Annotated in this window: 26 protein-coding genes; 13 read left to right on the top strand and 13 right to left on the bottom strand. The window is 54.1% G+C overall.

The features are described from left to right. Positions 1 to 90: 90 nt before the first annotated feature. Positions 91 to 744 carry an isoprenoid biosynthesis glyoxalase ElbB gene (gene elbB / locus GVO84_RS20210; RefSeq protein ID WP_121424780.1) on the top strand — a complete coding sequence of 218 codons (654 nt, stop codon included), beginning with the start codon at positions 91 to 93 and terminating at the stop codon, positions 742 to 744. Then, positions 741 to 1,466, top strand: a complete 726-nt coding sequence (gene mtgA, locus GVO84_RS20205) for a monofunctional biosynthetic peptidoglycan transglycosylase (RefSeq protein WP_159515011.1) — start codon at positions 741 to 743, stop codon at positions 1,464 to 1,466. The genes elbB and mtgA overlap by 4 nt, the downstream gene beginning before the upstream one ends. 38 nt (positions 1,467 to 1,504) lie before the next feature. On the opposite strand, the gene npr is transcribed toward mtgA, so the two are convergent. The 11 genes from npr to GVO84_RS20150 all read right to left on the bottom strand — a co-directional run bounded on the left by npr (position 1,505) and on the right by GVO84_RS20150 (position 9,424). After that, positions 1,505 to 1,777, bottom strand: coding sequence for a PTS phosphocarrier protein NPr (gene npr, locus GVO84_RS20200; RefSeq protein WP_121424778.1), 273 nt, complete (start codon positions 1,775 to 1,777; stop codon positions 1,505 to 1,507). Then, positions 1,774 to 2,628, bottom strand: coding sequence for an RNase adapter RapZ (rapZ, locus tag GVO84_RS20195; protein ID WP_014885397.1), 855 nt, complete (start codon positions 2,626 to 2,628; stop codon positions 1,774 to 1,776). Before rapZ ends, npr begins: the two co-directional genes overlap by 4 nt. 45 nt (positions 2,629 to 2,673) lie before the next feature. After that, positions 2,674 to 3,165 carry a PTS IIA-like nitrogen regulatory protein PtsN gene (ptsN, locus tag GVO84_RS20190; protein WP_008501443.1) on the bottom strand — a complete coding sequence of 164 codons (492 nt, stop codon included), beginning with the start codon at positions 3,163 to 3,165 and terminating at the stop codon, positions 2,674 to 2,676. Positions 3,166 to 3,247: 82 nt separating this feature from the next. Beyond that, positions 3,248 to 3,535: a ribosome hibernation promoting factor gene (gene hpf, locus GVO84_RS20185; RefSeq protein ID WP_008501444.1), complete on the bottom strand. Its 288-nt coding sequence runs from the start codon at positions 3,533 to 3,535 to the stop codon at positions 3,248 to 3,250. Between the two features lie 22 nt (positions 3,536 to 3,557). After that, positions 3,558 to 4,991, bottom strand: a complete 1,434-nt coding sequence (rpoN, locus tag GVO84_RS20180; protein ID WP_063143582.1) for an RNA polymerase factor sigma-54 — start codon at positions 4,989 to 4,991, stop codon at positions 3,558 to 3,560. A 47-nt stretch (positions 4,992 to 5,038) separates the two neighbouring features. Then, positions 5,039 to 5,764 (bottom strand): LPS export ABC transporter ATP-binding protein, encoded by a 726-nt coding sequence (gene lptB / locus GVO84_RS20175; RefSeq protein ID WP_023309359.1) that lies wholly within the window; start codon positions 5,762 to 5,764, stop codon positions 5,039 to 5,041. Positions 5,765 to 5,770: 6 nt separating this feature from the next. Continuing rightward, positions 5,771 to 6,325, bottom strand: coding sequence for a lipopolysaccharide ABC transporter substrate-binding protein LptA (gene lptA / locus GVO84_RS20170; protein ID WP_023309358.1), 555 nt, complete (start codon positions 6,323 to 6,325; stop codon positions 5,771 to 5,773). Continuing rightward, complete coding sequence (lptC, locus tag GVO84_RS20165; RefSeq protein WP_121424777.1) at positions 6,294 to 6,869, bottom strand: LPS export ABC transporter periplasmic protein LptC; 576 nt, start codon at positions 6,867 to 6,869, stop codon at positions 6,294 to 6,296. The genes lptA and lptC overlap by 32 nt, the downstream gene beginning before the upstream one ends. After that, on the bottom strand, positions 6,866 to 7,432 hold the full coding sequence (gene kdsC / locus GVO84_RS20160; protein ID WP_023309356.1) for a 3-deoxy-manno-octulosonate-8-phosphatase KdsC: 567 nt from the start codon (positions 7,430 to 7,432) through the stop codon (positions 6,866 to 6,868). The genes lptC and kdsC overlap by 4 nt, the downstream gene beginning before the upstream one ends. A 14-nt stretch (positions 7,433 to 7,446) precedes the next feature. Next, complete coding sequence (kdsD, locus tag GVO84_RS20155; RefSeq protein ID WP_023333606.1) at positions 7,447 to 8,433, bottom strand: arabinose-5-phosphate isomerase KdsD; 987 nt, start codon at positions 8,431 to 8,433, stop codon at positions 7,447 to 7,449. A gap of 13 nt (positions 8,434 to 8,446) precedes the next feature. Beyond that, positions 8,447 to 9,424 carry a calcium/sodium antiporter gene (locus GVO84_RS20150; protein ID WP_023309354.1) on the bottom strand — a complete coding sequence of 326 codons (978 nt, stop codon included), beginning with the start codon at positions 9,422 to 9,424 and terminating at the stop codon, positions 8,447 to 8,449. 227 nt (positions 9,425 to 9,651) lie between these two features. Here GVO84_RS20150 and mlaF point away from each other — a divergent pair, with 227 nt between their 5' ends. The 7 genes from mlaF (at position 9,652) to murA (ending at position 14,445) form a co-directional block, all read left to right on the top strand. After that, positions 9,652 to 10,464 carry a phospholipid ABC transporter ATP-binding protein MlaF gene (mlaF, locus tag GVO84_RS20145; protein ID WP_023309353.1) on the top strand — a complete coding sequence of 271 codons (813 nt, stop codon included), beginning with the start codon at positions 9,652 to 9,654 and terminating at the stop codon, positions 10,462 to 10,464. A 7-nt stretch (positions 10,465 to 10,471) separates the two neighbouring features. Continuing rightward, positions 10,472 to 11,254, top strand: a complete 783-nt coding sequence (gene mlaE / locus GVO84_RS20140; RefSeq protein ID WP_023333605.1) for a lipid asymmetry maintenance ABC transporter permease subunit MlaE — start codon at positions 10,472 to 10,474, stop codon at positions 11,252 to 11,254. A gap of 4 nt (positions 11,255 to 11,258) precedes the next feature. Further along, positions 11,259 to 11,807, top strand: coding sequence for an outer membrane lipid asymmetry maintenance protein MlaD (gene mlaD / locus GVO84_RS20135; RefSeq protein WP_023309352.1), 549 nt, complete (start codon positions 11,259 to 11,261; stop codon positions 11,805 to 11,807). Positions 11,808 to 11,825: 18 nt separating this feature from the next. Further along, the gene (mlaC, locus tag GVO84_RS20130; RefSeq protein ID WP_023333604.1) at positions 11,826 to 12,461 is read left to right on the top strand and encodes a phospholipid-binding protein MlaC; all 636 of its coding nucleotides are present in this window, start codon (positions 11,826 to 11,828) and stop codon (positions 12,459 to 12,461) included. Then, a complete protein-coding gene (mlaB, locus tag GVO84_RS20125; RefSeq protein WP_063442169.1) occupies positions 12,461 to 12,754 on the top strand; it encodes a lipid asymmetry maintenance protein MlaB in 294 nt (97 codons plus the stop codon). The genes mlaC and mlaB overlap by 1 nt, the downstream gene beginning before the upstream one ends. Positions 12,755 to 12,880: 126 nt before the next feature. Next, a complete protein-coding gene (ibaG, locus tag GVO84_RS20120; protein ID WP_023333602.1) occupies positions 12,881 to 13,135 on the top strand; it encodes a BolA family iron metabolism protein IbaG in 255 nt (84 codons plus the stop codon). Between the two features lie 50 nt (positions 13,136 to 13,185). After that, positions 13,186 to 14,445, top strand: a complete 1,260-nt coding sequence (murA, locus tag GVO84_RS20115) for a UDP-N-acetylglucosamine 1-carboxyvinyltransferase (protein ID WP_023309349.1) — start codon at positions 13,186 to 13,188, stop codon at positions 14,443 to 14,445. Positions 14,446 to 14,505: 60 nt separating this feature from the next. Here murA and sfsB read toward each other — a convergent pair whose 3' ends face one another. Both sfsB and ispB read right to left on the bottom strand, forming a co-directional pair. Next, positions 14,506 to 14,793, bottom strand: coding sequence for a DNA-binding transcriptional regulator SfsB (gene sfsB, locus GVO84_RS20110; RefSeq protein ID WP_121424774.1), 288 nt, complete (start codon positions 14,791 to 14,793; stop codon positions 14,506 to 14,508). A gap of 230 nt (positions 14,794 to 15,023) precedes the next feature. Continuing rightward, positions 15,024 to 15,995: an octaprenyl diphosphate synthase gene (gene ispB, locus GVO84_RS20105; RefSeq protein WP_048989794.1), complete on the bottom strand. Its 972-nt coding sequence runs from the start codon at positions 15,993 to 15,995 to the stop codon at positions 15,024 to 15,026. Positions 15,996 to 16,252: 257 nt separating this feature from the next. Here ispB and rplU point away from each other — a divergent pair, with 257 nt between their 5' ends. From rplU to cgtA, 4 genes are all read left to right on the top strand, one after another. Beyond that, positions 16,253 to 16,564 carry a 50S ribosomal protein L21 gene (gene rplU, locus GVO84_RS20100; RefSeq protein WP_003025032.1) on the top strand — a complete coding sequence of 104 codons (312 nt, stop codon included), beginning with the start codon at positions 16,253 to 16,255 and terminating at the stop codon, positions 16,562 to 16,564. A gap of 19 nt (positions 16,565 to 16,583) precedes the next feature. Further along, positions 16,584 to 16,841, top strand: coding sequence for a 50S ribosomal protein L27 (gene rpmA, locus GVO84_RS20095; RefSeq protein ID WP_004385076.1), 258 nt, complete (start codon positions 16,584 to 16,586; stop codon positions 16,839 to 16,841). A gap of 96 nt (positions 16,842 to 16,937) precedes the next feature. Beyond that, positions 16,938 to 17,903 carry a DMT family transporter gene (locus GVO84_RS20090; protein WP_159515010.1) on the top strand — a complete coding sequence of 322 codons (966 nt, stop codon included), beginning with the start codon at positions 16,938 to 16,940 and terminating at the stop codon, positions 17,901 to 17,903. A 15-nt stretch (positions 17,904 to 17,918) separates the two neighbouring features. Further along, positions 17,919 to 19,094 carry an Obg family GTPase CgtA gene (gene cgtA / locus GVO84_RS20085; protein ID WP_010436018.1) on the top strand — a complete coding sequence of 392 codons (1,176 nt, stop codon included), beginning with the start codon at positions 17,919 to 17,921 and terminating at the stop codon, positions 19,092 to 19,094. Positions 19,095 to 19,099 lie beyond the last annotated feature (5 nt).

The following is a 19,099-nucleotide window of genomic DNA, read 5'->3' as shown; positions in this document are numbered from 1 at the left end:
TGTTACATGAATCAGTGAAATGTGTGAAGCATAGCGTTTTAATCAAAATTATTAATGTGCTTCAGCAAGTTGCAGAAAAGGATTGTCATGATGAAAAAGATTGGTGTCGTGCTGAGCGGATGCGGTGTTTACGATGGTTCTGAGATACATGAAGCCGTAATCACGCTGCTGGCCCTGGCTAAGCACGGAGCAGAGATTATTTGTTTTGCGCCAGACAAAAATCAGGCGGATGTAATTAATCATCTGACCGGTGAGCCGATGGCGGAAACCCGTAATGTACTGATTGAAGCCGCGCGTATTGCGCGAGGTGATATCCATCCTCTTATTCAGGCAGACCCGACAGAGCTTGATGCGCTCATTGTGCCGGGTGGGTTTGGCGCGGCCAAAAATCTCAGTACCTTTGCTGCGCAGGGCGCGGAGTGTCAGATCGATCCTCATTTAAAGGCACTGTCGCAGGCCATGCATGCGGCAGGAAAACCGCTGGGCTTTATCTGCATCGCGCCGGCAATGCTGCCCAGGATTTTTGATTTCCCGCTGCGCCTGACTATCGGGACGGATATTGATACCGCAGAGATCGTCGAGGAAATGGGGGGCGAACACGTTCCGTGCCCGGTTGATGACATTGTGGTTGATGAAGATAACAAAATTGTCACCACCCCGGCGTATATGCTGGCGAACAATATCGCTGAGGCAGCCTCAGGCATTGAAAAGCTGGTGGCCCGCGTGCTGGTGCTGACTGAATGAGGCGTAAATTTGCCGCAGGCGCAGGGGTGAAACGTATTCTCTGGCGTATCGTTCTTGTACTGGCGGTATTCTGGGGAGGCGGGCTGGCTTTATTCAGCATTATGCCGGTTCCGTTCTCTGCCGTTATGGTTGAGCGCCAGCTTAGCGCGTGGTTCAGCGGCGATTTCGGCTATGTTGCCCACTCTGACTGGGTGAGCATGGACGAGATCTCCCCGTTCATGGGGCTGGCGGTCATCGCTGCGGAGGACCAGAAATTCCCGGAGCACTGGGGGTTCGACGTGGCGGCCATAGAGAAGGCGTTAGCCCATAACGAACGCCATGAAAACCGCGTGCGCGGTGCGTCAACCCTGTCGCAGCAGACGGCCAAAAATCTGTTTCTGTGGGATGGTCGAAGCTGGGTGCGAAAAGGGCTGGAAGCGGGGTTGACCCTGGGGATGGAAACGGTCTGGAGCAAAAAACGCATTTTGACCGTCTATCTCAACGTCGCTGAGTTTGGCGACGGTGTTTTCGGCGTGGAAGCTGCCGCGCAGCGTTATTTCAATAAGCCAGCCAGCCGTCTGAGCATGTCAGAAGCAGCGCTATTGGCCGCTGTTTTACCGAATCCCATCCGCTTTAAAGCCAGTGCCCCATCAGGGTACGTGCGAAGCCGTCAGGCGTGGATCATACGCCAGATGAATCAGCTGGGCGGAGAGGGTTTTATGCAGCGTAATAATCTTATGTAGGGCGGGTAAGCGCAGCGCCACCCGCCGAGGGGCGAACGTTAGTCTTCGTCAAAGCCAGCGTTAAACAGGGCAATCACAGCCGCCAGCGCTTCCGCTTCCTGAGGCCCGGTGGCTTCCACTTCAATCTGGCGCCCTTTGGCGGAATCCAGCATCAGCAGGGCGATCACGCTGTTCGCTTCCGCTTCGGTACCTTCGTCATTCCGCAGCAGAACCTCTGCATCGAAACCCTGCATCAGCTCAAACAGTTTCATCGCCGGGCGTGCATGCATACCCAGCTTATTGGTGATCTCAACGGTTTGTTTTACGGTCATGTTTTACGTTTTTCCAGCGTGCGATGACGGGACTGAACGTTCTTCCCGCGCGAGCGGAAATAGTCGGCCAGCTGTTCGGCGATATAAACCGAACGATGTTTACCGCCGGTACAGCCAATCGCCACCGTCAGGTAGCTACGATTGTTTGTCTCCAGCATAGGTAACCATAGCTCAAGGTAGCTTCGCGTCTGGTAGATAAAATTGTGAACTTCTGTGTGCCGGTCGAGGAAGGCCGCAACGGGTTTATCCAGGCCGGTCATTGGACGCAGCTTCGGATCCCAGTGCGGGTTCGGCAGGAAGCGCACGTCGAAAACGTAATCCGCATCGATTGGAATACCGTGCTTAAAGCCGAAGGACTCGAACACCATCGTCAGTTCACGCTCGCGTTTACCCAACAACCGGGTGCGCAGCATTTCCGCCAGCTCGTGAACGGACATCTCAGAGGTGTCGACAATCAGGTCGGCACGAGAACGCAGCGGTTCCAGCAGGTCGCTCTCTTCATCGATAGCGCTCTCCAGAGAGAGGTTCTTACTGGAAAGCGGATGCAGGCGACGGGTATCGCTGTAGCGGCGGATCAGCGTATTGCGGTCTGCATCAAGGAACAGCAGCTGAGGCGAGAACGCATCAGGCAGGTTGCTCATGGCCTGTTCGAAGATCTCTGGCGATTCAGGCATGTTACGGACGTCGATACTGACGGCGGCAGAGGTTTGTCTCTCCGCAAGCGTGCGTGCCAGGTCAGGCAATAACACGACCGGCAGGTTATCGACGCAGTAAAAACCCATGTCTTCCAGCGCGCGCAGAGCAACGGATTTCCCCGACCCTGATCGACCACTGACAATCATCAGCACCATGTTCCGTTTCTCCTCAGGACAACAGATGTGAAGGCCATCTCCTGGTTATGCATCATCCTGATTGCCTTCTGCTTCAGTGATAATTTGATAGAGCTCTTCATCACTTTGGGCCGAGCGCAGTCGACGGCAAATGGTTTTATCGGCCAGACGTTTTGCGACCAGCGACAGCGTATGCAGATGGGTTTTCGTCTGATCGGCAGGCACCAGCAGCGCGAAGAGGAGATCGACGGGCTGGTTATCAATGGCATCGAAGGCGATGGGTGTTTCAAGCTGCACAAACACACCAACGGCACGCAGGGTATCCTCTTCCAGTTTGCCGTGCGGGATCGCGATGCCGTTGCCGATACCGGTACTGCCCATTTTTTCACGGGTCAGAATCGCTTCGAATACCACCTGCGGCGGCAGGCCCAGCTGTTTTGCAGCCAGTTCACTGATGATCTCCAGCGCACGTTTTTTGCTCTGGCAGTGAACCGCACTGCGGGTACATTCCTGGTTAAGGACATTGCTCAGTTGAAGAGCGGAATCGTTGTTCATCATAATTTCACCTAAGCGCTAACTGTACAAATGGCCTGTTGTGTTTCACAACAGGCCGTCCTGCACCCGTTAACTGCCCGGACAATTAGTGTTGTTTCAGTTTATCTTTATGTTTATTGAGCTGTCGTGCAAGCTTATCAATCAAGCCGTCGATAGCAGCGTACATGTCTTGCCCTTCCGCACTGGCATGCAGTTCACCCCCGTTAACATGCAGGGTGGCATCCGAGATATGAGTCACTTTCTCCACTTTCAACACAATATAGACCTGATTGATCCTTTCGAAATACTGCTCGAGTTTTGCAAACTTCGCGTTCACAAAGTCGCGTAAAGCCTCAGTAATTTCGACGTTTTGTCCAGTGATGTTGAGCTGCATAGTGTCTTCCTTATCGGTTGTGTCAGACCAGCTGTTTACGCTGGTTGGACGGCGGAATGGATAAAGACTCTCGATACTTCGCAACAGTACGACGTGCCACCATAATACCCTGATCGGACAGCATGGTGGTTAACTTACTGTCGCTTAGTGGCTTCGCGGGGTTCTCCGCGGCGATCAACTTCTTCACCAGGGCACGAATGGCCGTTGACGACGCTTCGCCGCCGCCCTCGGTATTCACATGGCTGGAGAAGAAATACTTAAGCTCAAAAATACCGCGTGGACTGTGCAGATACTTCTGCGTGGTGACACGGGAAATGGTTGATTCATGCATTTCGACGGCCTGGGCGATATCCGCCAGTACCATCGGTTTCATATACTCTTCGCCCTGCTCAAAGAACGCCTGTTGCTGTTCGACAATACAGCGGCTGACGCGTAGCAGCGTATCATTTCGGCTCTCCAGACTTTTGATCAACCATCGCGCTTCCTGAAGATTGCTACGAATATATTGATTGTCGGAGTCGTTACGCGCGCTGGTGCACATGGAGGCATACTGCTGGTTGATTTGCAGGCGAGGGATGCTGTCTGAATTCAGTTCAACGACCCAGCGGTCATTGTGTTTTCTGACCAGCACGTCCGGGATCACGTACTCGGGCTCGCTGGTCTGGATCGACTGTCCCGGGCGCGGATCGAGCGACTGGATCAGATTCACCGCTTCTTTCAGCACCTCTTCCTTCAGGCGCGTGACGCGCATCAGGGAGCGGAAATCGTGGTTGGCCAGCAGATCCAGATGATCGCTGATGATTAAGCGCGCTTCGTCGATCCATGGCGTCTCTTTGCTGAACTGAGAAAGCTGGATCAGCAGGCAGTCACGCAGATCTTTTGCGGCCACGCCTACCGGATCGAAACGCTGGATGCGCTTCAGAACGGCTTCGATCTCCTCAAGCTCAATCTCTTCGTCGCCCATGCTTTCCAGAATATCGTCCAGCGTGACGGTCAAATAGCCGGTGTCGTCAACGGCATCGACAATTGAGGTGGCAATCGCGCGGTCGGTATCGGAGAAGGGGGTGAGTTCCACCTGCCACATCAGGTAATCCTGCAGCGACTGGGTGGTTTCTCCCTGATAGACCGGTAGCTCATCATCCTGGTAGTCTGCACGCGTACCGGAAGGGGTTCCGGCGGTGTAGATTTCATCCCAGCTGGCATCCAGCGGTAGCTCGTCGGGCATCTCTTTTTGTTCGAGTGCATCCGCGGTGTCGAGCGCTTCTGTATCCTGAGATTGCTGGGTATCTACCTCGTCATGAAGATCGGTTTGTTCCAGCAGGGGGTTGCTGTCCAGCGCCTGCTGGAGCTCCTGCTGAAGTTCTAACGTGGACAGTTGCAACAGGCGAATTGCCTGCTGTAGCTGCGGCGTCATCGCCAGTTGTTGGCTGAGCCTTAATTGCAAACCTTGCTTCATGTTCAGAGCATTTTTCTCCGGTTCGGCGTTACGTTACCTCTACCCTATCAGAGTCTGAAGTCTTCCCCAAGATAGACGCGCTTAACATGATCGTCTTCGAGGATCTGCTGCGGCGTACCGTGGGCGATCAGATTGCCCTGGCTCACAATATACGCGCGTTCACACACGGCCAGCGTTTCACGGACGTTGTGGTCGGTGATCAGTACGCCAAGCCCGCTGTCGCGCAGGTGTTCAATGATACGTTTAATGTCGATAACCGAGATCGGGTCAACGCCCGCAAACGGTTCATCCAGAAGGATAAATTTCGGGTTTGCGGCCAGCGCACGCGCAATCTCAACGCGGCGGCGTTCACCCCCGGAGAGTGCCTGACCGAGGCTGTCACGCAGATGCTCAATGTGGAACTCTTCCATCAGCTCGTTGGCACGATCCTGACGCTGTTCGCTGGTCAGGTCGTTGCGAATTTGCAGGACCGCCATCAGGTTATCGTAAACGCTAAGACGACGGAAAATGGAGGCTTCCTGCGGCAGATAGCCGATCCCGCGACGCGCGCGCGCGTGCAGCGGCAGAAGACTGATGTCTTCATCGTCAATGATAATGTTGCCAGCATCGCGCGGCACAATGCCAACGACCATGTAGAAGGTGGTGGTTTTACCCGCACCGTTAGGGCCAAGCAGCCCTACAATTTCGCCGGAGTTGACGGTCAGACTGACATCTTCTACGACACGGCGGCCCTTATAGGCCTTCGCGAGATTTTTTGCAGTTAATGTTGCCATAACGAATTAGTTACTCTTCTTCTGTGCCGGGGCCTGGCCTTTGCCTTTGTCCTGCAGCTGCGACGGAACCAGTACGGTCGTGACGCGTTTGCCTTTCTCGCTGGAGGCCTGCATTTTTTGCTCTTTCACCAGATAGGTGATCTGGTCGCCGGTAATGTTGCTGTCCAGCTGTTCCAGATACGCATTTCCGGTCAGGATGACCAGGTCCTTCGCCAGCTCGTAGTGCATATGCGAGGCGTGACCTTTCACCGGCTTGCCGTTGTCCTGCATCTGGTAGAAGGTTGCCGGGTTGCCATAACCATCAATGATCTCTTTGCCCTGCTCGCCACCCGGACGGGTCACGACCACCTTGTCGGCGTTAATTTTGATGGTGCCCTGAGTCATGACGACGTTACCCGTGAAGGTGACGACGTTGCCCTGCATATCGAGAGACTGGGTATCGGACTCGATATGGATCGGTTGGTCGGTATCGCCCGTTACAGCAAGCGCGGGGAGACTGGTCGCCAGCATCGCGCTGGCGATAATTACTTTAAGGCTGAGTTTGTTTGTTTTGAATTTCATAGGAGGTTCTAACCTTTTCAATCAGCTCGGCGTTTTTGCTGCGTAAGTTCCCGCGCATTCTCAAACCGCTGGAATTAAATGTTGTGCCATACAGTGTGACCAGATCCTGCGAGGTCACGTCCTGGGTTACCAGGTTAATCTGGGCATTATCCGTCGTAATTTTTCGCAGTTGCGAGTCAGCGGTCAGGGCGTTGACTTCAACGTGGCCATACAGATAAAGCATACGGTCATTTGTCAGTTTTGCCCGATCTGACTTGATTGACCACGTCGGGACTTTGTCCTTATCAAAGGTGGTCATGACAGGCTGGGTAAACCACGAAATACCGTCATCTGAAAAATATTCAACATGCTGGGCAATCAGGCGATAGTTCAGCGCGCCTTCCGGGCTGTAGACCACGGTGTCGCTGTGATCGCTTTTATAGGTTGGATCGTTATTGTTGACCACTTGCGTTTGCGTATCGTCGCGATCGGCAAGGTTCACGCCAATCAAGACCAGTGCGACAAGCGACAACAAAATGATAATCCAACGTCTGGTTTTACTCATATCGATTGCCCTTTGGCCTCATCAAGCTTGCCCTGCGCCAGCAAAAGCAGATCGCAGACTTCACGTACGGCACCACGGCCCCCGTTGATGTGGGTAACGTAGTCAGCGCGCGGGATCAGCAGCGGATGCGCATCGGCAACGGCGATGCTCAGCCCAACTTCAGCCATCACGGGCCAGTCAATCAGATCGTCCCCGACGTAGGCCACGTTTTCCGGTGCGATAGCCAGTTTACCCAGTAAATCCTTAAACGCCGCCATCTTATCGGATTGACCCTGATACAGATGGGTAATTCCTAAGGTTTCACAGCGGTCTTCTACCAGTTTAGCTTTTCGCCCGGTGATGATAGCCACCTCAATACCCGAGGTGAGCGCACAGCGGATACCGTAGCCGTCGCGAACGTTAAACGCCTTCAACTCTTCACCATTATTGCCCATGTAAATCAGGCCATCGGAGAGTACCCCATCCACATCCAGGATGAGCAGACGAATGTTTTCCGCCTTTGCCATCATCTGGGTACTGACCGGACCATAACAGGTTGCAAGGGATGCACCCGCATTACTCATTGTCTTATCCTTCATTACACTACGCCTGCGCGCAGCAGATCATGCATATGTACCACACCCAGCAACTGGTCGCCATCGGCAACCATAACGGAGGTGATATGGCGGGACTGCATCAGGTTCAGCACATCCACGGCCAGCGTACCCGGACGCACGCGGATACCGCCCGGCGTCATCACGTCGGCAATGCCGAGCGTGCGGACATCTACACCCATGTCGAACACGCGACGCAGGTCGCCATCGGTGAAGATCCCCTGAATTTTCATCAGATCGTCGCACACGACCGTCATACCCAGATTCTTGCGGGTGATTTCCAGCAGCGCATCACGCAGGGAGGCTTCTTTACTGACGTGAGGGATCTCATCCCCGGTGTGCATAATATCGTTTACCCGAAGCAGCAGCTTGCGCCCCAGCGCACCGCCCGGGTGGGAAAGCGCAAAATCTTCCGGCGTAAAACCGCGGGCTTCGAGCAGCGCGACGGCAAGCGCATCGCCCATGACCAGCGCGGCGGTGGTGCTGGACGTCGGCGCCAGGCCGAGCGGGCAGGCCTCCTTGGGCACTTTCACGCACAGGTGAATATCAGCCGCGCGCGCCATGCTGCTTTCCGGACGGCTGGTCATGCAAATAAGCGGCACCTGCAGGCGCTTCAGTACCGGGATCAGCGCCAGGATCTCATTGGACTCACCGGAGTTGGACAGCGCGATGACGATATCCTGCGGCGTGACCATACCCAGGTCGCCGTGCGCGGCTTCCCCCGGGTGTACAAAGAAGGAAGAGGTTCCGGTGCTGGCAAATGTTGCCGCCATTTTGCGTCCAATGTGGCCGGACTTGCCCATCCCCATCACCACGACTTTGCCGGCACAGTAGAACATCTTCTCACATGCCAGACTAAAATCCTGATTAATGTACTGATCTAACTGCGCCAGACCTTCACGTTCAATCTCCAGAACCTCTTTGCCTGCTTTCTGAAAGTCAAAACCCGGCTGCAATTCTATTTGCGACATAATGCGTTTCCGTTTACCCAGAGAGAAGAGGCGAGAGCCAGTACAGCATCGCCATCCATACGATAAATCCACCCGTCAGCAGCGCGCCTGCGCCTTTGCCGATCTGTCGTTGCCGCCGCCAGCAGAGCAGGGCAAATATCACGCTGACCAATAACATCACGCCGTAGTCGCGTGAGAACGCCAGGGGATTAAAGGGCCCTGGCGTAATCAGGGCCGGCAGACCCATCACAATGGCGATATTAAAAATGTTAGAACCGATGATATTACCAATGGCAATGTCATCCTCACCTTTACGCGCCCCCGCAATGGCCGTGGCGAGCTCCGGCAGGCTGGTACCGATGGCAATCACCGTCAGGCCGATGGTCAGTTCACTGATGGCGAAATAGTTCGCCAGCACCGTCGCGTTATCCACGACCATGCGCGTGGCCATCGGCATGATGATCAGCGCAACGCCAAGCCAGAGCAGGGCAACTGGCAGCGTGCCTTCTCGCGGAAGTTCGGCGACCTGCTCACGCGTGAGGCTATCCTGGCCCTGCTTCTCAGCCAGACGGGCGATTTTAACACTATACAGCAGCCAAATAACGGCCAGCGCCAGCAAGAAAATGCCGTCGCTGTAGCTCAGTACACCATCGTAAAAAACGCAGCCTGCCAGCAGGCTTACGATTAACATTAGCGGCAATTCACGGCGCAGAACATCAGAATGCACGCGAAATGGATGGAGCAGGGCGGCCAGGCCTAAAATCAAGAGTATATTGACGATGTTAGAGCCAATCGCGGTACCGACTGCCAGGTCTAACTGACCATGCAGCGATGCCGAGACAGAGACGATGATTTCAGGAAGTGACGTTCCAACACTGACCACGGTCATCCCGATGACGACAGGCGGTACGCCCGTCAGGCGACACAGGATAGATGCAGCAAACACTAAACGGTCAGCACTGTAGACCACCAATAGTAAACCAATTATTAACAGTGCTGTTGCTAAAAGCATCAAAAGTCCTTTCTTCAGGTATACTCGTCGGTCCATCGCGCGCGAATGGCTGGACTGCATACAGTCTGAGGCGTAACGAATTCCTAATTTTGACTTTATGCGCCGGAAAAGTAAAACAAATGCCAGCTTTCGCTAACCTCAACGGCTATTATTCTGTAAAAATGCGGAATTGAGGGCTGATTCAGGCGGCATGCCTTAACGTGAGCAGGGTAATAAAGGAACCATAAATGAGCCAAACGATGGCGAATTTAGTCGATGTTCGCGGTGTGAGTTTTTCTCGCGCCAACAGATTGATATTTGATGATATTTCGTTGACCGTACCGCGTGGCAAGATCACTGCCATCATGGGGCCGTCCGGGATCGGTAAAACGACCCTGCTGCGCCTTATTGGTGGGCAGATCCCACCCGATCGCGGTGAAATCCTCTTTGATGGCGAAAACATCCCGGAGATGTCACGCTCGCGCCTGTATACTGTTCGCAAACGCATGAGCATGCTCTTTCAATCTGGAGCCTTGTTCACCGACATGAATGTCTTTGATAACGTGGCCTATCCGCTGCGCGAGCATACCAGCCTGCCGCCGGAACTGCTGAAAAGCACGGTGATGATGAAGCTCGAAGCCGTCGGTTTGCGGGGCGCCGCGAAGCTGATGCCTTCTGAGCTGTCCGGAGGGATGGCGCGCCGTGCCGCGCTGGCGCGAGCCATTGCATTAGAACCTGATTTAATCATGTTCGACGAACCATTTGTTGGACAGGATCCCATCACGATGGGCGTGCTGGTGAAGCTCATCTCTGAACTGAACAGCGCGCTTGGCGTCACCTGCATTGTGGTATCTCACGATGTACCGGAAGTATTGAGCATTGCCGATTACGCCTATATTGTGGCGGACAAAAAGATCGTCGCACACGGTAGCGCCCAGGCGCTGCAGGAAAATTGCGATCCGCGCGTGCGGCAGTTCCTCGACGGTATTGCCGATGGCCCTGTGCCGTTCCGCTACCCGGCGGGCGACTATCGTGACGATTTACTGGGAATAGGGAGTTAAGCCACTCATGCTGTTAAATGCGTTGGCCGCTCTCGGACACCGTGGCATAAAAACCATCAGGACGTTCGGGCGTGCCGGATTGATGTTATTCAACGCGCTGGTCGGCAAGCCGGAATTCCGTAAGCACGCACCGCTATTGGTGCGGCAGCTTTATAATGTCGCCGTGCTGTCGATGCTCATCATCATTGTTTCCGGTCTGTTTATCGGTATGGTGCTTGGGCTACAAGGCTATCTTGTGCTGACAACCTACAGTGCGGAAACCAGCCTCGGGATGCTGGTGGCGCTCTCGCTGCTGCGTGAACTGGGGCCGGTTGTAGCGGCGCTGCTGTTCGCCGGGCGTGCGGGGTCGGCATTAACGGCTGAAATTGGCCTGATGCGTGCGACCGAGCAGCTCTCCAGCATGGAGATGATGGCGGTCGATCCGCTGCGTCGCGTGATCTCACCGCGTTTCTGGGCTGGGGTGATCTCTTTACCGTTACTGACTATTCTGTTTGTCGCCGTGGGTATCTGGGGCGGTTCGCTGGTTGGCGTGCACTGGAAAGGCATTGATGCCGGTTTCTTCTGGTCCGCGATGCAGGACGCCATTGACTTGCGAATGGATCTGGTTAACTGCCTGATTAAAAGCGTGGTATTTGCCATTACGGTCACCTGGATTGCATTGTTCAATGGTTACGATGCCATCCCGACGTCGGCGGGCATTAGCCGTGCAACTACACGTACAGTCGTACATTCGTCGCTGGCCGTACTGGGTCTGGATTTTGTGCTCACCGCACTGATGTTTGGGAATTGAGTTCATGCAAACGAGAAAAAATGAAATTTGGGTCGGTGTATTCCTGCTGCTGGCGCTGCTGGCCGCGCTGTTTATCTGCCTGAGAGCGGCGGATATCACGTCTGTGCGCACCGAGCCGACGTATCGCATCTATGCCACCTTCGATAACATCGGCGGGCTGAAGGCGCGCTCACCGGTCCGTATCGGCGGCGTGGTGATCGGACGCGTATCTGACATTACGCTTGATGAGAAAACCTATCTGCCGCGCGTCGCGATGGATATCGAAGAGCGTTACAACCATATCCCGGACACCAGCTCCCTTTCTATCCGTACTTCCGGCCTGCTGGGCGAACAATATCTGGCGCTTAACGTCGGCTTTGAAGACCCCGAGCTGGGAACGACTATCCTTAAAGACGGTAGCGTCATTCAGGATACGAAATCCGCGATGGTGCTGGAGGATATGATTGGTCAGTTCCTTTACAGCAGTAAAGGGGATGAGAAAAAATCCGACGCTGCCCCAGCGCAGAGCGAAGATCATACCGACGTCGCACCGACGCCAGGTGCTGCGAATTAATATCAGGAGAAGTCATTCATGTTTAAACGACTGTTAATGGTTGCCATGCTGGTCATCGCCCCTCTTACCGCCGCTCACGCTGCGGATCAGAGTAACCCGTACAAACTGATGGACGAAGCGGCGAAGAAGACATTCGACCGTCTTAAAAACGAACAGCCTAAAATTCGTGCTAATCCTGATTATCTGCGTGACGTCGTTGACCAGGAGCTGCTGCCGTACGTGCAGATTAAATATGCGGGTGCGCTGGTGCTGGGACGTTATTACAAAGACGCGACCCCTGCGCAGCGTGATGCTTACTTTGCCGCGTTCCGTGAATACCTGAAACAGGCTTATGGCCAGGCGCTGGCGATGTACCACGGCCAGACCTATCAGATTGCGCCTGAGCAGCCGCTGGGCGATGCGACCATTGTCCCTATTCGTGTGACGATCATCGATCCTAACGGTCGTCCGCCGGTTCGTCTGGATTTCCAGTGGCGTAAAAACAGCCAGACCGGTCACTGGCAGGCGTATGACATGATTGCCGAAGGGGTAAGCATGATCACCACCAAACAGAACGAATGGAGCGACCTGCTGCGCACCAAAGGCATTGATGGCCTGACCGCACAGCTGCAGTCTATCTCTCGTCAGAAAATTAGCCTGGATGAGAAGAAGTAATGTCACAGCAACTCAGCTGGTCGCGTGAAGGCGAGACATTAAAGCTGTCCGGTGAGCTGGATCAGGATCTGCTGAACCCACTGTGGGACAAACGCCATGAAGCGATGCAGGGCGTGACGCTTATCGACTTAACCGACGTCACGCGGGTGGATACGGCGGGTGTTGCGCTGCTTGCCCATCTGGTTGCGGTAGGGAAAAAGCAGGGGACTAGCGTTACGCTTCACGGCGCGAGCGATAATGTCGTGACCCTTGCGCAGCTCTACAATCTCCCTCAGGACGTACTGCCTCGTTAATATTTTCAGTGCGTTACTTCCGAAAGCCCTGACAGTTTCATCGTCGGGGCTTTTTGCTTGTTTAAGACAACGCCACTTTGCTCTAAGATGTTGGGCTTGTTTTCACTATCAGATGATTAAGAGCCCATGGAAAATCATGAAATCCAGACAGTGCTGATGAATGCACTCTCCCTTCAGGAAGCCCACGTCTCTGGCGATGGCAGTCACTTCCAGGTTATTGCTGTGGGTGAGATGTTCGACGGTATGAGCCGTGTGAAGAAACAGCAGGCTGTGTACGCGCCGCTGATGGAATATATTGCGGATAACCGCATCCACGCCCTGTCGATTAAAGCGTTCACCCCACAAGAGTGGGCACGCGATCGCAAACTAAACGGTTTTTGAGCTGAGGGCGACAGGCCCGCAGCACGGTTGAATTTATAAGAGAGCACACAATGGATAAATTTCGTGTACAGGGGCCAACGCGTCTCCAGGGCGAAGTCACAATTTCTGGCGCGAAAAACGCCGCGCTGCCAATCCTCTTTGCTGCGCTGCTCGCGGAAGAGCCGGTAGAAATTCAGAACGTACCGAAGCTGAAAGATATCGACACCACCATGAAGTTGCTCACCCAGTTGGGCACGAAAGTCGAGCGTAACGGTTCCGTCTGGATCGACGCCAGCAAGGTGAATAACTTCTCAGCCCCTTACGATCTGGTGAAAACCATGCGCGCATCCATCTGGGCGCTTGGCCCGCTGGTGGCGCGTTTTGGTCAGGGTCAGGTCTCTCTGCCGGGCGGCTGCGCTATCGGTGCGCGTCCGGTTGACCTGCACATCTTTGGTCTGGAGAAACTGGGCGCAGAGATCAAGCTGGAAGAAGGTTACGTTAAAGCGTCCGTCAATGGTCGTCTGAAAGGCGCGCACATTGTCATGGACAAAGTGAGCGTGGGCGCAACGGTCACCATTATGTCTGCGGCGACGCTGGCAGAAGGGACCACTATCATCGAAAACGCCGCGCGCGAACCGGAAATTGTGGATACCGCCAACTTCCTCGTGGCGCTGGGCGCGAAGATCTCCGGTCAGGGGACCGACCGTATCACCATCGAAGGCGTTGAGCGTCTGGGCGGTGGTGTCTATCGCGTACTGCCGGACCGTATCGAAACCGGTACCTTCCTCGTCGCTGCAGCGATTTCTGGCGGTAAGATTGTGTGTCGCAACGCGCAGCCAGATACCCTGGATGCGGTGCTGGCGAAACTGCGCGATGCGGGTGCGGATATCGAAATCGGTGAAGACTGGATCAGCCTTGATATGCACGGCCAGCGTCCAAAAGCGGTTAATGTGCGTACGGCACCGCATCCGGCGTTCCCAACGGACATGCAGGCGCAGTTCACCCTGTTGAACCTGGTCGCCGAAGGTACTGGCTTCATCACAGAAACCATCTTTGAGAACCGTTTTATGCACGTACCGGAGCTGATCCGTATGGGTGCGCATGCTGAGATCGAAAGCAATACCGTGATTTGCCATGGCGTTGAGAAACTGTCTGGTGCTCAGGTGATGGCAACCGATCTGCGTGCATCCGCAAGCCTGGTGCTGGCGGGTTGTATCGCGGAAGGCACAACGATCGTGGATCGTATTTATCACATCGATCGTGGCTATGAGCGTATCGAAGATAAACTGCGCGCGCTGGGTGCCAATATCGAGCGTGTGAAGGGCGAGTAATCGTTCCGGCAGCCCCCTGCCAGCAATGACCGGGGGGTTGCTGTTCCTGTCAAAAACGCATTACTCCTGCGGTTCTCTTTTTGCCTTTCTCTGGCGAATCATGCGCGATCTGTCGATAAATTCATGGGTGATGGGATCGTGGTAGCGCGAAGGCCAAATCACCCACGGATGCGTATCCAGCGCCGTCGCGATGATTAATTCTCCCTTGGGCCAGGGGCGGGTGAGGGCGTTTGCCAGAGTTGAAGAACTCAGTCCATGGCGGCGGGACTCTGCTGCCAGTGAAGTGCCTCTTTTGCGCAGCGCGGCAATAATATCAGCCGTGTGCCAGTCGATAAATTTCGTATCCATAACGCCGTCCTTAAGTTCGGATTCACCTACGCCGTTTCTTCTGAAACGACGGGGTTACTATACCCATTTCAAACTCTTGTTCTAAAAAGTTCGCGTTACTTGAAGGGATATTCAGAATAAGACATGGCTTTATTCATGCGGTCTCTAAACCGATGAATTTACAGGAATACGGAATTTACAGGAGTTAATTGGAATCTCCCCGCCATGACTGCGGGGAGAGACAAAGAGGATTAACGGTCGCGCTGAACGGCGATGTGGGCAAGACCAATCAGCGCCTCGCGCCACGGGCTGTCGGGAATGACCTGGAGAGCTTCGATGGCTTTGTCGGCTTCTTCTTCCGCACGCTGACGCGTCCATTCCAGCGATCCGCAGATAGCCATGGTTTCCAGCACGGGTTCCAGAAGATGACGGCCATTTCCCTGCTCGATCGCTTCACGGATCATTTTAGCCTGCTCGGCCGTTCCGTTGCGCATAGCATGGAGCAGCGGCAGGGTCGGTTTGCCTTCGTTCAGGTCGTCGCCCACGTTTTTGCCGAGCGTCTCGCCATCCGCACTGTAGTCCAGCAAATCGTCAATCAGCTGGAATGCCGTACCCAGATAGCGGCCATAGTCCTGCAGGCCTTTTTCCTGCGCTTCGGTACAGTCAGCCAGAATGCCGGAACACTGGGCAGCCGCTTCAAACAGGCGCGCGGTTTTGCTGTAGATCACCCGCATGTAGTTTTCTTCGGTGATGTCAGGGTCGTTGACGTTCATCAGCTGCAGCACTTCGCCTTCAGCAATGACGTTTACGGCTTCGGACATCACCTCCAGCACTTTCAGGGAGCCCAGACTGGTCATCATCTGGAAGGCGCGGGTATAGATAAAATCCCCCACCAGTACGCTGGCTGCGTTCCCGAAAGCGGCGTTTGCCGTGGCTTTGCCACGACGCATATCCGATTCATCCACCACATCGTCATGCAGAAGCGTCGCCGTGTGAATAAATTCGATGAGCGCTGCGATAGTGATGTGAGCATTTCCCTGATAACCAACGGCTCTGGCAGCCAGAATGGCGATCATCGGACGAATGCGTTTACCGCCGCCGCTGACGATGTAATAGCCCAACTGATTGATCAGCTGAACGTCAGAGTTGAGTTGCTCCAGGATTGCTGCATTCACACCCGCCATATCTTGCGCGGTTAACTCGTTGATTTTTTCTAAATTCATCGCAAAAGCCGGGCTTTTTATCCTGTTGTTCCCATTTTCAATGGGGTAACGAAGGGTTTCGGTTTATCAATAGTAGTGCTGATTGTACTGAAAAAACGGCACAGATAAACGTTACCGTACGTGTTGTGTTTTTTTTCTTCATGTATTGACGGTAGCACTTGTCAAAGGCTCGCGTTTTGCGTAATATTCGCGCCCTATTGTGAATATTTATAGCGCACTCTGAATCATACGAGGACGTGCGCGGAAGCGGAGTTTATATGTACGCGGTTTTCCAAAGTGGTGGTAAACAACACCGAGTAAGCGAAGGTCAGACCGTTCGCCTGGAAAAGCTGGACATCGCAACTGGCGAATCTGTTGAGTTCGCAGAAGTTCTGATGATCGCAAACGGTGAAGAAGTCAAAATCGGCGTTCCTTTCGTTGATGGCGGCGTTATCAAAGCTGAAGTTGTTGCACACGGTCGTGGCGAGAAAGTTAAAATCGTTAAGTTTCGTCGTCGTAAGCACTACCGTAAGCAGCAGGGCCACCGTCAGTGGTTCACTGATGTGAAAATTACTGGCATCAGCGCCTAAGACCTGAGGAGAGATTTAAATGGCACATAAAAAGGCTGGCGGCTCCACACGTAACGGTCGCGATTCAGAAGCTAAACGTCTTGGCGTTAAGCGTTTCGGTGGCGAATCCGTTCTGGCGGGTAGCATCATCGTTCGTCAACGTGGTACCAAATTCCACGCTGGCAACAACGTAGGTTGCGGTCGTGACCACACTCTGTTTGCTAAAGCAGACGGTAAAGTGAAATTTGAAGTTAAAGGCCCGAACAACCGTAAATACATCAGCATCGTTGCTGAGTAAGGTTTTCTCGGTCCGGTAACGGATTAAAGCCCCGCAACCTGTTGCGGGGCTTTTTACATTGGAAACCCGGTAATTTTTTCTGTAGGGAAAACGGGCATGAAGCAGCAGGCCGGCATGGGCATTCTTTTGGCACTCACCACCGCAATGTGCTGGGGTGCGTTGCCAATTGCAATGAAGCAGGTACTGGAAGTGATGGAGCCGCCTACGGTGGTCTTTTATCGCTTTCTGATGGCAAGCATCGGCCTCGGAGCCATTCTGGCTATCAAAGGTAAGCTTCCATCCTTGCGGCTCTTCCGTAAACCGCGCTGGCTGGTATTGCTGGCTATCGCGACGGGTGGTCTGTTCGGTAACTTCATCCTGTTCAGCTCTTCCCTGCAATATCTCAGCCCCACGGCGTCGCAGGTGATAGGTCAGCTTTCACCGGTGGGCATGATGGTCGCCAGCGTCTTTATCCTCAAGGAGAAGATGCGCGGTACGCAGATTATCGGGGCGAGCATGCTGTTATGCGGTCTGGTGATGTTCTTTAACACCAGTCTGATAGAGATTTTTACCCGCCTGACGGATTACACATGGGGTGTCATTTTCGGTGTGGGGGCAGCAACGGTCTGGGTGAGCTATGGCGTCGCGCAAAAGGTGTTATTGCGTCGACTTGCCTCACAGCAGATCCTCTTTTTGCTGTACACTTTGTGTACAATAGCATTGCTGCCATTAGCAAAGCCGGGCGTGATTACCCAGCTTAGCGACTGGCAACTAGCGTGCCTCATTTTTTGCGGGCTGAACACGCTGGTCGGTTATGGCGCGCTGGCAGAAGCAATGGCGCGCTGGCAGGCAGCGCAGGTGAGCGCGTTAATTACGCTTACTCCGCTGTTTACGCTGTTATTTTCAGATTTGTTATCAATGGCCTGGCCCGATGTCTTCGTCAGACCGATGCTCAACCTGTTGGGTTATCTCGGTGCGTTTGTCGTGGTTGCGGGCGCGATGTATTCCGCCATTGGTCATCGTCTTTGGGGACGTTGGCGCAAAAATGAAGCGGTTGTAGTAGTCCCCCGCTCAGGCGAATGAGTTACGGAGAGTAAAATGAAGTTTGTTGATGAAGCGACGATCCTGGTCGTGGCTGGTGATGGCGGCAATGGTTGCGTGAGCTTCCGCCGTGAAAAGTATATCCCACGTGGCGGTCCTGATGGCGGCGACGGCGGGGATGGTGGTGACGTGTGGCTGGAGGCGGATGAAAACCTCAACACGCTGATCGACTACCGTTTCGAAAAATCTTTCCGTGCCGAGCGCGGCCAGAACGGCCAGAGCCGTGACTGTACCGGTAAACGTGGTAAAGACGTCAACATCAAGGTTCCGGTCGGTACGCGTGTGATTGACCAGGGCACCGGTGAAACCATGGGTGATATGACCAAACACGGTCAGCGCCTGCTGGTTGCTAAAGGTGGCTGGCACGGTCTCGGTAACAGCCGTTTTAAATCATCGGTTAACCGTGCTCCGCGTCAGAAAACCATGGGGACACCGGGCGATACGCGCGAGCTGCAGCTGGAACTGATGCTGCTGGCTGACGTCGGTATGCTGGGTATGCCTAACGCCGGTAAATCGACGTTTATCCGTGCTGTATCAGCCGCGAAGCCAAAAGTGGCGGATTATCCGTTTACGACGCTGGTGCCAAGCCTGGGCGTTGTTCGTATGGACCACGAAAAGAGCTTTGTTGTCGCTGATATCCCGGGTTTGATCGAGGGCGCAGCAGAAGGCGCAGGACTGGGTATTCGCTTCCTGAAACACCTTGAGCGCTGCCGCGTATTGCTGCACATCGTTGATATCAATCCAATCGATGAGTCCGATCCGGTCGAAAACGCCCGTATCATCATCGGTGAACTTGAAAAATACAGCGAAAAACTCGCAGGTAAGCCACGTTGGCTGGTCTTCAACAAGATCGACCTGATGGACAAAGCCGAAGCGGAAGCAAAAGCGAAAGCGATTGCTGAAGCGATGGGTTGGGAAGATAAATACTACCTGATCTCTGCGGCAAGCCAGGTTGGCGTGAAAGATCTGTGCTGGGATGTGATGACCTTTATCATCGAGAACCCAATCGTTCAGGCGGAAGAAGCGAAACAGCCTGAAAAAGTCGAATTCATGTGGGATGACTACCACCGCCAGCAGCTTGAAGAGCTGGAAGCTGAAGAAGATGATGAAGACTGGGACGATGACTGGGATGAAGACGACGAAGAAGGCGTCGAGTTCATCTACAAGCACTAATATCT

The organism is Enterobacter sp. SM3 (assembly GCF_009811935.2).
GTDB classification, from domain to species: Bacteria; Pseudomonadota; Gammaproteobacteria; order Enterobacterales; family Enterobacteriaceae; genus Enterobacter; species Enterobacter asburiae_D.
Note: the sequence above shows the minus strand (reverse complement) of the source record. Positions and strands in the feature narration are given on the sequence as shown.